The organism is Actinomyces oris (genome assembly GCF_006546825.1).
GTDB classification, from domain to species: domain Bacteria; phylum Actinomycetota; class Actinomycetes; order Actinomycetales; family Actinomycetaceae; genus Actinomyces; species Actinomyces oris.
Genome location: NZ_VICC01000001.1, coordinates 281,156 through 294,176, shown reverse-complemented (window position 1 = coordinate 294,176; position 13,021 = coordinate 281,156). Strand labels below are relative to the sequence as shown.

Sequence of the window (13,021 nt, the reverse complement as noted above, 5' to 3'; positions counted from 1 at the left end):
GGTCGGCAGTGGCGAGGTGGGGCCGGTGCTGCCGGGCAGCAGCGGTGGCGGTGGTGTGGGGAGGAGGTGGCCGCGTGACGGGCGCACGATGGGTGCACTGGATGTGCTGGGTGCGCGGCGTTGACGCGGCGTTGACGCGGTGGCGCCGCAGGTGAGGCGGGCCGGCTGGGTCAGTTGTAGCGGGGCTGCACCATGGACGGAGGGTTGCCCACCTGAGCGTGCTGCTGGGAGGCGTGCTGCCGGCGGTGGCCGGTGATCCAGTCGTACCGGGGTGGGGCGGTGGCTGCTCTCGCGGCGCTGTCGGCCACGGGGGCCTCGGGCCAGAGTTGCTGACTAGCGGGCTGAGCCTGAGTAGCGGCCTGAACGGGGGCCTGAGGCGGAGCCTCCCGGACCAGGTGGGGACCCTGCACCACCTTCTCCTGCTGCACCTGGGCGGCCGGTGGCTGAGCGGGCCTGGCTGCGCGGGAGCGAGGACGCAGCCGGTAGTGGACCTCGACGATGGTGGTGTCATTGACCAGGTCCAGGCTCTTGAGGTCAACGCTGCGCACCTGGGCGCCGAGCAGGTCCTCGAGCTCGGTGATGAGCTCGTTCTCGTCGCTGATGGCCCGGTCAAGGGTGACGACCTGGTTGCGGTTGTGGCGCATGAGCGCCGGGTGGTCCCCCACCCACAGCGAGGCGAGGAGGAGGGCCATGAGGATGGCGACGATGATGAGGTGGGTCTTGATGCCGCCGAGCAGGCCCAGGGCCAGGGCCGCGAAGAAGTAGGCCACCTCCCCTTGGGCCAGGGAGGAGGAGCGCAGACGGATGATGGACAGGACGCCGAAGAGCCCCAGGCCCAGGCCCGCTCCGACGTTGTCGCTCGTTGACAGCAGCAGGGTGACGGCCAGGACGCCCACATTGACGCCGATGTAGGCGGCCACGAGGTCTCGGCGCCCGTGGCGCGGAATATAGAGGGCCCCGACCAGGATGGCGAGCGCCACCAGGTCGGCACCGATGTAGGCCAGTGTCAGTGGTAGATCGTTCAACACCTGCTGCATGAGGATGTCCTTGGGGAGAGGCGGGCCGGGAACCGTATTGTTACGATAACATAACAATATGTCCGCCTATATAAATCATGCTAGGGCGTCGGTCTCGTGCTCGGTGTGAGGCTGCATACCCTGAACGGCCTCCTTGCGTCCCGCGGCGTCTCCCGGCTTCGTGTTGTAGGTGTGAGGTGCTGGTCGGAACAATCGCCTTCAGCTACTTTCGGTCTCGACTGCTTGCTGGGTGTTCGCTGGATGTGGCGACACGCCGAACAGGCGTGTCTGAGGGGGTGAATTCTGCGTCTCCGTCCCCAGGGCTGGGGGTAGAGCGCCGACGGCGACCGGCCCTGCCTGTGGTTAAGGCTCGCGAATAGATGTCGTACCCGTGTAGGACCATCGTTGTGCGGATTGCGGGGATGGGGTCGAGGGCCTCTGGCGGGGTGCTCACGGACTGTCTCCACCAGCCGCCCACAGAGAGGTCAAGGTTTTCCACAGAGGGGAGGGGTGGTGTGCACAGGGCCACGTTAGACACAGCATCTTGGGGTGATGGACCCGGATCACCCCAAGGGGTAGTGTCTTGCTTTGCGGGGCCGTTCTGGCCTCCCGTGAATGACAAGCGTGTGGTGCCGCCGGCGCAGTCCCTGTTCGGGGATGGGCCGCAGTCACCGCCACCCGATCCTGAGGAAGAGACGGACATGGCGATCACCATCTACAGCAAGCCCAACTGCGTCCAGTGCACGGCCACCTACCGTGCCATGGACAAGGCCGGCCTGTCCTACGAGACGGTGGACATCTCCTTGGACGCCCAGGCCCTCGAGCAGGTCAAGTCCCTGGGGTACGCCCAGGCTCCCGTCGTCGTCGCCGGAGAGGACCACTGGTCCGGCTTCCGCCCGGACAAGATCAAGACCCTCGCCCTGGCCGTCGAGTCCGTCGCGGTCTGAGGCCGCGGGGGCGCGCCGTGAGTAGCGGGCCTCTGCTGGTCTACTTCTCCTCCACCTCGGAGAACACGCACCGATTCGTGGGTAAGCTCGGCTTCCCGACGGCGCGCATCCCCCTGAGGCGCACGGAGTCGCCGCTGACCGTGGATGAGGAGTACGTCCTGGTCGTGCCCACCTACGGTGGCGGCTCCGTCAAGGGGGCGGTGCCCAAGCAGGTCATCGCCTTCCTCAACAACCCGGACAACCGGGCCCTGTGCCGGGGCGTCATCGCCTCGGGCAACACCAACTTCGGCCAGGCCTACTGCCTGGCGGGTGACATCATCGCCAGCAAGTTGGGGGTGCCGTTCCTGTACCGCTATGAGCTGCTCGGCACCCCCACGGACGTCGCACGCGTCAAAGAAGGATTGGAAAACTTTTGGCAGACACGCTGACGGACACCGGCTCTGAGACCGTGTCCTCCCCGGAGCTGGACTACCACGCGCTCAACGCGAAGCTGAACCTCTACGACGCGAACGGCAGGATCCAGTTCGATGCCGACCACGAGGCGGCCCGGCAGTACTTCCTCCAGCACGTCAACCAGAACACGGTCTTCTTCCACGACCTGGAGGAGAAGCTCGAGTACCTGGTCGAGGAGGGCTACTACGAGGGCCACATCCTGGACAAGTACTCCCCGGAGTTCGTCAAGTCCGCCTTCAAAGCCGCCTACGCACACAAGTTCCGCTTCGAGACCTTCCTGGGAGCCTTCAAGTACTACACGTCCTACACGCTCAAGACCTTCGACGGGAAGCGCTACCTGGAGCGCTTCGAGGACCGTGTCACCATGGTGGCCCTCACACTGGCCGACGGCGACGAGCAGCTGGCCCTCGACCTCGTCGACGAGATGATGTCCGGCCGCTTCCAGCCGGCCACCCCCACCTTCCTCAACGAGGGCAAGGCCCAGCGTGGCGAGCCCGTCTCCTGTTTCCTGGTGCGTATCGAGGACAACATGGAGTCGATCGCCCGCGGTATCAACTCCGCCCTCCAGCTGTCCAAGCGCGGCGGGGGAGTGGCCCTCCTGCTGAGCAACCTGCGGGAGATGGGCGCCCCCATCAAGCGCATCGAGAACCAGTCCAGCGGCGTCATCCCCGTCATGAAGCTGCTGGAGGACTCCTTCTCCTACGCCAACCAGCTCGGGGCCCGCCAGGGTGCGGGGGCGGTCTACCTGCACGCCCACCACCCCGACATCATGCGCTTCCTGGACACCAAGCGTGAGAACGCCGACGAGAAGATCCGCATCAAGACCCTCTCGCTGGGCGTCGTCATCCCGGACATCACCTTCGAGCTGGCCCGCAACAACGAGGACATGTACCTCTTCAGCCCCTACGACGTCGAGCGCGTCTACGGCATGCCCTTCGCGGACATCAACGTCACTGAGAAGTACCGCGAGATGGTGGACGACGGGCGCATCAAGAAGAAGAAGATCAACGCCCGCACCTTCTTCCAGACTCTGGCCGAAATCCAGTTCGAGTCCGGCTACCCGTACGTCATGTTCGAGGACACGGTCAACAAGGCCAACCCCATCAAGGGCAAGGTCGTCATGTCCAACCTGTGCTCCGAGATCCTTCAGGTCTCCGAGCCCAGCGAGCTCAACGAGGACCTCACCTACGCCCACGTGGGCAAGGACATCTCCTGCAACCTGGGCAGCCTCAACATCGCCAAGACGATGGACTCCCCGGACTTCGCCCGCACGATCCGCACCGCTGTGCGCGGCCTGACCGCCGTCAGCGACCAGACCCACCTGCCCAGCGTGCCCTCCATCGACCGGGGCAACCACGAGTCGCACGCCATTGGCCTAGGGCAGATGAACCTCCATGGCTTCCTGGCGCGCGAGCGCATCCACTACGGCTCCGAGGAGGGCCTGGACTTCACCAACGTCTACTTCGCCAGCGTCCTGTTCGCCGCCCTGACGGCGTCGAACGAGATGGCCGTGGAGCGCGGGGAGAGCTTCGTGGGCTTCGAGGACTCGACCTACGCCAGCGGCGAGTTCTTCGAGAAGTACGTGACCCAGGACTTCGTACCGGTCACCGAGCGCGTCAAGGAGATCTTCGCGGCCTCCAGCGTGCACGTTCCCACGCGTGAGGACTGGGCCGAGCTGGCGGAGAAGATCAAGAAGGGCGGCCTGTACAACCGCAACCTGCAGGCCGTGCCGCCCACCGGCTCGATCTCCTACATCAACAACTCCACCTCCTCGATCCACCCGATCGTGGCCAAGGTGGAGATCCGCAAGGAGGGCAAGATTGGCCGCGTCTACTACCCGGCGCCCTTCATGACGAATGACAACCTCGAGTACTACCAGGACGCCTACGAGATCGGCCCGGAGAAGATCATCGACACCTACGCCGTGGCCACCCAGCACGTCGACCAGGGGCTGAGCCTCACGCTGTTCTTCCCGGACACGGCCACCACCCGCGACGTCAACCGAGCCCAGATCTACGCCTGGCGCAAGGGCATCAAGACCCTCTACTACATCCGCCTGCGTCAGGCCGCCCTGACCGGGACCGAGGTCGAGGGCTGCGTCTCCTGCATGCTGTGAGCCGGAGTTGGTGGGCCTCTTTAAGGAAGTGGAAAGGATCTTGAGTGGGCCGCGTTGCCTACGGGGATGAGAGTGTTCGCCGCTCTGGTGTCTCTGAGTCGGTGTATTTTCTAGGCACATATATTGCAGATGAAGATCAATCCGATCTTGCTGATGCGCTCTCTGTGTATGTGCGTCAAGGTGGAAAACTACATTGGAGAGATCATACACCTCGCACGAAGCGAGCGGTCTGTGAGACTATCAGTGAGCATAATGCAAAATATCTTGTCGTTGCAGCCTCCCCTATTCCCGAGGGGAAGGGTGAGGAGCGTGCTAGGCAGCAGGCGTTGCACTGTTTAAGTGTGATGCTTGAAGGGGATTTTGGTGTGGATTCACTTATCCTCGAAAGAAGGCAGCAAACTCAGGATGAAAAGGACAAGAGGACGATTGCCTTAGCTCAGCGTAATAAGGTGTTGACGTCGGGATTTCGTTTGACTCACAGGTTTGGTCATGAAGATAAGCACCTATGGGTTCCTGATCAGGTGATCGGAGCACTGGGCGATCATTGGGCCGGCTCAGATGCTGGCGATAACTGGAGCATGATCGCTGACCGTGTGTGGGTTGAGCGTATTGATCCCCGTAGGTAGCGCGAACGCCGGGCCCACATGACGACACGGGTGCACCGGCGCTTACTTCCTCTCCGCGCCGTAACGCGGCGGCACACCAACTGTACGTCAGACTTGTAGGTATTGCCAGCAGTTGCGGCCGTTGTTGGCAATAGCGGCATAGGTCACACGTTTCCACCCCTTCTTGCAGCGCCATTAGCCGGCTGCAGCCGAGGACTCCTCGGCGCGGCGGCGCAACTCGCGCACGGTGGCGTGCGGATCCTCGCCGGCCGGGAACCCGCGCAGGCGCCAGTACATGGCCAGCAGGGAACCGGTGATCGTGTGCCAGAAGGTCGCCACCGCGCAGGGTGCGGCCACTGCCGCGCTCAGGTACTGCAGGGCGAGCGTTGAACCGAGCCCGGCATTCTGCAGGCCCACCTCGATACCGATCGTGCGGCGGTCGGCCCGCGAGACGCCGAAGGCTCGCGCCACGGCGTAGCCCAGGGCGTAGCCGGTTGCATTCTCCAAGGCGATTGCGGCGAACATGAGCGGCCCCGCGGTGGCGATGAGCGGCTGACTCTTGGAGGCCACGGCCGCCACCACCGCGGCGATCGCCACAACCGAGACCCACGGCATCGCCGGCTGGATCCGCGCCACCTGCCGGTGGAAGAAGACATTGCAGGCCAGGCCCGCACCCACCGGCAGCAGCACGATCTGCACGATCGACAGTGCCATCGACCCGGCCGGTACCTGCATGTAGGTTCCGGCCAGCCACAGGGTCAGCAGCGGGGTGACGATAGGGGCGAGCATCGTGGAGAAGGCGGTCATCGACACTGAAAGGGCCGTGTTGCCCTTGGCCAGGTAGCTGACCACGTTCGACGTCGTCCCCCCGGGCACGCAGCCGATGAGGATGATGCCGACCTTGAGCTCGGGGGGCAGCGGCAGCAGGTTCGCTACGCTCCAGCCCACCAGCGGCATGATCGCGTACTGGCTGAGCACGCCCAGAATGACCGGCTTCGGGTGACGGGCGATCATCGTGAAGTCCGGGATGGACAGGGTCATCCCCATCCCCAGCATCGTGACGGCCAGCAACGGTGTCATGTAACCGGCCAGCGGCACGAAGGTGGAGGGTGAGAAGAAGGCGGCGAGGAAGGCGCCGAACATGATGAGCGGGAAGACCGTCACCGCGATGCGGGCGCTGCGGTCCTGTCTCTTCTCGGAGGCCGCGTCGGCGGAAGCCTCGACGTCGGGGGCCGCGCCCGTGGACTCCTTGGAGCGCGGTGCGGTGTTGGTGTCGGTGGGGGCTGTCATGGGATGCCTCGGATCATTGGTGGAGCATCAGCGGGGATACGCCCGGCGACAATAGTCCGAGGAGTGATACGTCGCCGTCTCAGTCCATCGTACGGACACGCTTCAGGTTCCGAGGCCTGAGGCGTTATTCGAGCTCGTCGTCAGTGTCGACGTCGTCGGAGTCGGGCTCGTCCTCGGGCTCACGCCATACCTCGTCGCAGCGGTGGACGCTCGTGGCGATGAGGCGCGCGTTGGGCAGGTCAACGGTGCGTACCCAGTGGCCGGCTGCTAACGGGTTCTTGCCGAAGTCCTCGTGCCGGTTGATGAGTCGCAGCACGAGCACCTCCTCGGGCACGTCAATGTGGATGAGCAGGTCGATTCGCTCGCGCGCCGCGCCCCAACCGCGTGTCTCGAGCGCGAGATAGTTGCCCTCGGTGACGACGACGCCGGTCCCGCTCACGATGCTTCCGGCTGCCACGGACTCGTGGAGGTCCCGCCGGTACACCGGGACGAGGACCCGTGGGGCGCCGTCGGCCCGCACCCGGTCCAGGGTCGTCAGGTAACCCTCGACGTCGAAGGTGTCGGGCGCGCCCTTGCGGTTGCCGCGCCCCAGCTCGTCCAGGACGGCGTTGGACAGGTGGAAGCCGTCCATGGCGACCAGCCCGGCGAAGATGCCCGCCGCTTTCAGCTCGGTCTCCAGCTGCGCAGCAATCGTTGATTTTCCCGAACCGGGAGCTCCCACAAGCCCGACGACGAGGCGCTCGGGTGCGTCGTCGGCCGCCAACCGCTGCCTGAGCTGGTCGACGAGGCTGCTGACAAGGGTGGGGGTTTCGCCCACCCGAACCGTTGGGCTCATGGAACTATTATCTCAGTCAACTAAGTGGCTGAGGCCTGGAGGCGGTATCTGTATCCATTGTGATGCTTTGCCGTTCCTCGTCTTCATGGGATCGGGCTCTCTCAGGAAAAAGACAGCAGCACCCCTCTCCTGCCGATGTCGACGGCGGAAGTCGACGGGAGTTGAAGCCAGCTGAGGCAAGGCCGGGACCTCAGGTGGGCATCAGCGTCTGCGGGGTCCAGGTCCTGCAGGACTCGGCGGATGGTCGTTTCCGACGGCAGGGCCTGGCCCGCCGCTAGTCCCCGGGACCGTAGGTTGGCGGCGGTCAGGTCGGTGGCGTGCTCCCGTGTCGCCGTCGGGCTGCGACAGCCCGCGAGCACTCCGGTCACGGCCAGGGACGGGACTGGGACGAAACGACTATTGTGATGGCGGACACGATCGTAGTCTGAGGGAGTCCGCCATGCCGCGCGGCACGAAGTGGGTGCCGTACGCGACTCTTCCGACGTCAGGAAACACACCATGGCAGAGTCCTCTCAGTCGTCACCGTCCTCTTCCTCCCTGCCGCCGGCCACCTCCTCACCCGCCTCGACCTCGGAGGAGGCCGGCTCGACCGTCAGCCGCATCAACGCTCGCATCATCGGCATCTGCGTGGCCGCCGCCCTGGGCGGGTTCCTCTTCGGCTTTGACACGGCCGTCATCAATGGCGCCGTCGATGCCCTCTCTGACCAGTTCGCTCTCAGCGATGCGCTCAAGGGCTTTTCCGTCTCCTCGGCGCTCATTGGCTGCACGGTCGGCGCCTGGTTCGCCGGGCCGGTTTCTAACCGGATGGGGCGGGTGCCGGTCATGCTCATCGCCGCTGTCATGTTCCTGGGCTCCGCGCTCGGATCGGGACTGGCCTTCGGCGTCATCGACTTCATCGTGTGGCGTGTGGTGGGCGGCCTAGGAGTGGGGGCAGCCTCCGTCATCGCCCCGGCCTACATTGCCGAGGTCTCTCCGGCGAGCGTGCGCGGCCGTCTGGGCTCTCTCCAGCAGCTGGCGATCGTCGTCGGCATCTTCTCCTCCCTGCTGGCCGACGCCTGGTTCTCCGGTCAGGCCGGCGGGGCCGCCAAGGAGCTGTGGCTGGGGATGGAGGCCTGGCGGTGGATGTTCATTGCCGAGGGGGTGCCGGCCCTCGTCTACGGGCTTTTCGCCTTCCGGCTGCCGGAGTCCCCACGCTTCCTGGTGGCGCGCGGCGACTACGACAAGGCCTCCCAGGTGCTCTACGACTTCACCGGAATCATCAACGTCAACCTCAAGATCGAGGAGATCCGCTCAACCATTGACTCCGAGAAGCGCGAGTCCCTGTCCGACCTGCGCGGCTCAGCGCTGGGGCTCAAGCCGATCGTGTGGGTAGGTATTCTGCTGTCCGTCTTCCAGCAGTTCGTGGGCATCAACGTCATCTTCTACTACTCGACGACGCTGTGGCGCACTGTGGGCTTCCAGGAGTCCGACGCCCTGACCATCACGGTCATCACGTCGGTCACCAACATCGTGGTGACGATCCTGGCGATCCTCCTGGTGGACAAGGTGGGGCGCCGGCCCATGCTGCTGGCCGGCTCGTTCTTCATGACGATCTCGCTGGGGCTCATGGCGCTGGCCTTCTCCTTCGCCAACGTCAGTGGTGGTGAGGTGACCCTGGAGGCGCCGTGGTCACCGATCGCGCTGGTGGCGGCGAACCTGTTCGTCGTGGCTTTCGGGGCGACCTGGGGGCCGCTCGTGTGGGTGCTGCTGGGCGAGATGTTCCCCAACCGGATCCGTGCTGGGGCGCTGGCGGTGGCGGCTGCGGCCCAGTGGGTGGCGAACTTCTTCATCTCCACCACGTTCCCGACCTTCTCCAGCATCAGCCTGACCTTCGCCTACGGCTTCTACGCAGTCTTTGCGCTGCTGTCCCTCATCTTCGTCTTCTTGCGGGTACCCGAGACCAAGGGCAAGGAGCTCGAGGAGATGGAGGACCTGGCGGTCTGAGGTGAGCGGGAACCTACGCAGCCAGGTCCGTGATCGTCACCTTTCGCTTGAGGCTGTGTCCCCAGGCGTAGTCGCCGGTGCGATGCTGTGCCTGCCCTAGCACGATGCTGGGGGCAATGCCTAACTCCTCTGCAAGTGCCCTCACTTCATCAAGGTCTCGACGACGGGGGAGGCGACCCACGTAGGCCTCTGGAACAAGGAGATGGGAGGCATAGGCGTCAGCCTCCTCTTCGGCGGAGCCGTGCTCGTTGCTAAGAAAGAGGCCTCTCGGGTCGTGGAGAAGGACATGCGCGATCTCGTGGAAGAGCGTGAACCAGAGCTGGTCGTCGGCCTTCCAGAGCGCTGAGAGCTGGATAAGGGGGTGCTCCTGAATCCAGCGGGTGGCGCCGTGAATACCGAGTCCCGGCACTGCCGGGATCAATGCGAGCGCTACCCCGCATTCCCGAAGAAGAGCCTGGGCCTTCAGAATGGCTTGTGCTGGATCGGCGACAGTGAGCGCGCGGATTTCGGGAAGAGTCTCTTCCAGCTTGCTGCGGTTGTAGTCGGGTAGGTCGTCTAGCTCGTAGCTCCGCTCGGCCGCCCGGAGCCAGGTGGCCAGATGATTGGTGTTGTCGCGCCCGACGGCGGACCGGCGATACGCAACGGCACCCTGCTTCCACGTGGTTTGGAAGGAGTCGATCGAGGAGATGCCGAAGAACTGGAGCAGCCCCCGCACTGTCCCGGCCTTGTCTCGTGCGGGGGCGGTAATGAAGGAGTGCTTGCGAAGGTAGCCCAGGGGGAACTCCTTGGCGCGGTCGTACTGGGCGATCAGCTTCGCGTCCGCAGCCTGGCGGGCTAGAGCTGCCTGGTATCCGGTCTCATGAAGGTTCCAGATGCGGGCAGGGACACCGGTGGTGTTCTCCAGCCTGAGCGCCATGTCGTGGCTGAGGGGGGCCTTACCCCGGAGCAGCTCGCTGACGTGCTTTCGGCTCACATCAAGTCGGCGGGCAAGCTCAGCGGTATTGATGCCCTCCTCTTCCATCCACTCCTCGATGAAGTCCCCGGTAGGCACGACGTAGTCGGGGTGTGCGGCGTACGTGGTCATGCCTGCCTTCCTTTCAGATGCGTGGTGGTCTAGTGGTAGTCGACGATCTCGATGACGCAGGCGACGACAGGAGTGCCACCTTCATCGGTGACGATGAGTCGCCAGTTGGCGGTGAGTCGGGCTTGGTTGATTGTCGGGGCTTGTCTGCGTGAACCGGTCATACCTCGATGGGCACAGCGGTGATGGGGACGCTGAGCTGTGTCGCGATCGGAGTGTAGAGATCGGCTCCCTGTGTGGAGGTGCTCAGCGAGACCAGGAGTGCGTACCGGACGGGTAAGTCACGGCGGTCACGTCGATTGTTGTTCTTCCACCAGCCACCGACGGGGTAGACGGCGATATGGTCGCATGCTGCAAGTTCTGCGCCGGTGCCCTGCCACTCGTCCTGGTGGAGTGAACCGTAGTGTCGTGCCCGCGTGCCGAGTAGCCAGTGATTCGAGTGGCTATCTGTGGACGAGTAGTCCTCGTCCTCCTCTTCCTGAGCCTGTCGATTCACTCGCGCGAGGAAACGCTTCACGTTGATGTCGGTCGGGGCTTTGAGATCGAAGCGGAGACCGTAAGAGGCATACGTGTACTTCCCCTTCCAGCCACGCCGTGTGGCGGAAGGCTCGATGAAGTAGGACAGCGTGATGCGTAGGCGCATGTCGGCTTCGCCAAGTGACTGAAGGACGTCGCGAGGCCAGGGCAGGGAGTGAAGCCGAAGCTCCCGCATTGCATATGTCTCATCGAAAGGGCAGAACTCGTCTTGAACCACCATGGTGACTGCACGGTGAGATGATGTGAGGACTGCTTCCTCCGTCGGTACTCCCCACCCGTAGCGACGCAAGAGCCGAGCTCGGCCGCTCTTGGTCTCGCATGCATCTAAGTGCGCGCGCATCCGCTCAGTCCACCTGGCCTCATGAACCAGAAGAGCCCGTACGGTCTCCGGCCAGTAGGAGGGGTAACGGCTCATGGCGAGCGCTGCTAGCCGTGCGGCCTGCGCAGTAGCGGCGCTCGTCGCATTGGCCGATGTCAGGTCCACATCGTTCCTGATACCGGTGGACCTGAGAGAAAGAAGAGGGTGCTTGGGTTCTGCAAAACCCTGCCTGTCCAAAAGAACATTGCCGCCCTCCAGGCATATCTCTGGCTTGATGGGCCATGGTTTGTCGCCAAATAGTAAAGAAGTTCGGCTGTGGGGGGAGAGTTCTCCGGCGGGTGCTACTAGAAAGTAACTATGAAAGCTCGGGTCGCTCGGAACCTGATCGAGTTGAGTAAAAGCGCCAACCGTTAGCGCATTCCACGACTGTCCGGGATCTCGGATTGGGGACATGTCTGAGTTATCTAGGTGATCGATACGGTATGAGTCCGCGTCCACGTTCGCTGCAGAGACGATAATGAGACGTTTTGCATCAGGGTCTGGTTTCGAGATGAGAGAGAATCCGTCACTGTTAACTTGAATATCTGTGCCTACGGCGAGGGTGTCTACCGTTGCCGACCAGAGTGTCGGCCAGCCGGGGTTGGTGTCAGACTTTGTGCTGACAGGCATGCAGAAGGTGCGTCGACGAGAGGGTCCAGCCTCCGGAATGGAAATCGCATGAATGGTGGCGCTTGCATAGTCACGCTGCTGAGCTCCTACAGGAGTGGGGAAGAATTTTACAGACTCTAGGCGATGCTTTAATCTGATTGTTTGTGTTCCTAGAAGAAGATCATCCAGGTGCTCACCGTAGAGCGCAATTCCTGCCATTGACGTGCCATGGCCGTGAAGATCATGACCGGTTGAAGCTGTGAAGATCGAGTGCTGGTCGCTGCTTGCCAAGGATTTTTCGAGGAGGACGTGCGCTCGGAAGACTCCGGAGTCGAGGTGGCAGACCGTGGGAGCCTCGGGTGGGGCGGGAATAATCCTCGTAAGGAGATTGGAAACATACTCCAGCTGTTCGCCATCTGTGAGATCTTCAGGGGTGTCAATAAATAACGGGCATCGAATCTCCGTCAGAGGAAGATCTGTTTCAATGAGTGGCAACAAGTCGTTCCAAATTGCGCGAACGCGCACGACTACGGAGTTGTCGATTACTATTCGCTGGTCGGATGCCTCAATGTCGAGCTCTTTCGTGATGCGTTCAAAGAGTCCCGGGCGTTCTCTGTGTCGATCAAGCCATAATTCCCACCAGGTCAGCTCTCTATAAGTTGGAGTAAATTTAGATGTCCACAGGTCTCCCAGAAGAGTGGATCTAACTCGTGAAGTGTTGGCGACTAGTTCATTGTTCTCAGGGTTGCCTTTACTTGTATTTTTAATGAGGTAGTCTTGAAAAAGTTTGAGGAATTGCTTTTTAAACTCGTCGGCTATCCATATTGTTGCTCGTTCTGGTGAATTTCGGGTAGCTGGGTGTGTTGACAAAAGAATCCATTGAGTCTTTCTTGCGTTAGTTCGAGTCCTTGCTGTTCGTGTCAGAGAATCCAATTTTAGGCCGAATTTGACTTCGGCACCCTCGAGTGTGAGGTACGTCCCGTTGGCCTTTAGTTCGGGCGCAAGATCCTGGGAATCTTGCATCTTTTGGGCCTGCGCAAATGCGGCTTCAATGTCCTCGATGAGACGTTTTCCGTGAGTCTGGCGATCTACGGGTCTGATAGCTGTGTTTCCCATGCCGCGCGCTGTCCGTGGCTTGGACTCAACATAGCCATTGACGTTGAGGTGATCGAGGCGGGGTGACTCGGACAT

At 62.8% G+C, this 13,021-nt stretch carries 11 protein-coding genes; 5 read left to right on the top strand and 6 right to left on the bottom strand.

Going from position 1 to position 13,021, the window contains the following annotated elements; translation table 11 throughout:
- Positions 1 to 170: 170 nt before the first annotated feature.
- Positions 171 to 1,037 (bottom strand): DUF4956 domain-containing protein, encoded by an 867-nt coding sequence (locus tag FK267_RS01285; protein ID WP_075378114.1) that lies wholly within the window; start codon positions 1,035 to 1,037, stop codon positions 171 to 173.
- Positions 1,038 to 1,717: 680 nt separating this feature from the next.
- Between FK267_RS01285 and nrdH the strand changes: the two genes are divergently transcribed.
- The 4 genes from nrdH to FK267_RS01265 are packed head-to-tail and all read left to right on the top strand — an operon-like array spanning position 1,718 to position 5,158.
- Entirely contained in the window at positions 1,718 to 1,963 is a 246-nt protein-coding gene (gene nrdH, locus FK267_RS01280; RefSeq protein ID WP_003788409.1) for a glutaredoxin-like protein NrdH, read from the top strand.
- Positions 1,964 to 1,980: 17 nt separating this feature from the next.
- The gene (nrdI, locus tag FK267_RS01275; RefSeq protein ID WP_141405896.1) at positions 1,981 to 2,391 is read left to right on the top strand and encodes a class Ib ribonucleoside-diphosphate reductase assembly flavoprotein NrdI; all 411 of its coding nucleotides are present in this window, start codon (positions 1,981 to 1,983) and stop codon (positions 2,389 to 2,391) included.
- Positions 2,376 to 4,532, top strand: a complete 2,157-nt coding sequence (gene nrdE / locus FK267_RS01270; protein ID WP_141405895.1) for a class 1b ribonucleoside-diphosphate reductase subunit alpha — start codon at positions 2,376 to 2,378, stop codon at positions 4,530 to 4,532. Before nrdI ends, nrdE begins: the two co-directional genes overlap by 16 nt.
- 44 nt (positions 4,533 to 4,576) lie before the next feature.
- Positions 4,577 to 5,158, top strand: a complete 582-nt coding sequence (locus FK267_RS01265) for a hypothetical protein (protein ID WP_141405894.1) — start codon at positions 4,577 to 4,579, stop codon at positions 5,156 to 5,158.
- Between the two features lie 174 nt (positions 5,159 to 5,332).
- On the opposite strand, the gene FK267_RS01260 is transcribed toward FK267_RS01265, so the two are convergent.
- Positions 5,333 to 6,427 (bottom strand): bile acid:sodium symporter family protein, encoded by a 1,095-nt coding sequence (locus FK267_RS01260; protein WP_075374176.1) that lies wholly within the window; start codon positions 6,425 to 6,427, stop codon positions 5,333 to 5,335.
- Between the two features lie 124 nt (positions 6,428 to 6,551).
- Positions 6,552 to 7,262: a nucleoside/nucleotide kinase family protein gene (locus tag FK267_RS01255; protein ID WP_075374177.1), complete on the bottom strand. Its 711-nt coding sequence runs from the start codon at positions 7,260 to 7,262 to the stop codon at positions 6,552 to 6,554.
- 498 nt (positions 7,263 to 7,760) lie between these two features.
- Between FK267_RS01255 and FK267_RS01245 the strand changes: the two genes are divergently transcribed.
- Positions 7,761 to 9,245 (top strand): sugar porter family MFS transporter, encoded by a 1,485-nt coding sequence (locus FK267_RS01245; RefSeq protein WP_075374178.1) that lies wholly within the window; start codon positions 7,761 to 7,763, stop codon positions 9,243 to 9,245.
- A gap of 13 nt (positions 9,246 to 9,258) precedes the next feature.
- Here the strand turns inward: FK267_RS01245 and FK267_RS01240 are convergent, their stop codons facing one another.
- From FK267_RS01240 to FK267_RS01230, 3 genes are read right to left on the bottom strand one after another with little or no spacing between them, the layout of a single operon-like run.
- On the bottom strand, positions 9,259 to 10,329 hold the full coding sequence (locus tag FK267_RS01240; RefSeq protein ID WP_075379533.1) for an ImmA/IrrE family metallo-endopeptidase: 1,071 nt from the start codon (positions 10,327 to 10,329) through the stop codon (positions 9,259 to 9,261).
- Between the two features lie 29 nt (positions 10,330 to 10,358).
- Entirely contained in the window at positions 10,359 to 10,490 is a 132-nt protein-coding gene (locus tag FK267_RS13735) for a hypothetical protein (protein WP_256694338.1), read from the bottom strand.
- The gene (locus tag FK267_RS01230; RefSeq protein WP_075379534.1) at positions 10,487 to 13,021 is read right to left on the bottom strand and encodes a S8 family peptidase; all 2,535 of its coding nucleotides are present in this window, start codon (positions 13,019 to 13,021) and stop codon (positions 10,487 to 10,489) included. The genes FK267_RS13735 and FK267_RS01230 overlap by 4 nt, the downstream gene beginning before the upstream one ends.

Coding starts and splice junctions, on each gene's coding strand:
- FK267_RS01255 (WP_075374177.1), bottom strand. CDS start 7,262: ATGAGCCCAACGGTTCGGGTGGGCGAAACCCCCACCCTTGTCAGCAGC.
- FK267_RS01245 (WP_075374178.1), top strand. CDS start 7,761: ATGGCAGAGTCCTCTCAGTCGTCACCGTCCTCTTCCTCCCTGCCGCCG.
- FK267_RS01285 (WP_075378114.1), bottom strand. CDS start 1,037: ATGCAGCAGGTGTTGAACGATCTACCACTGACACTGGCCTACATCGGT.
- FK267_RS13735 (WP_256694338.1), bottom strand. CDS start 10,490: ATGACCGGTTCACGCAGACAAGCCCCGACAATCAACCAAGCCCGACTC.
- nrdH (WP_003788409.1), top strand. CDS start 1,718: ATGGCGATCACCATCTACAGCAAGCCCAACTGCGTCCAGTGCACGGCC.
- FK267_RS01240 (WP_075379533.1), bottom strand. CDS start 10,329: ATGACCACGTACGCCGCACACCCCGACTACGTCGTGCCTACCGGGGAC.
- FK267_RS01260 (WP_075374176.1), bottom strand. CDS start 6,427: ATGACAGCCCCCACCGACACCAACACCGCACCGCGCTCCAAGGAGTCC.
- FK267_RS01230 (WP_075379534.1), bottom strand. CDS start 13,021: ATGTCCGAGTCACCCCGCCTCGATCACCTCAACGTCAATGGCTATGTT.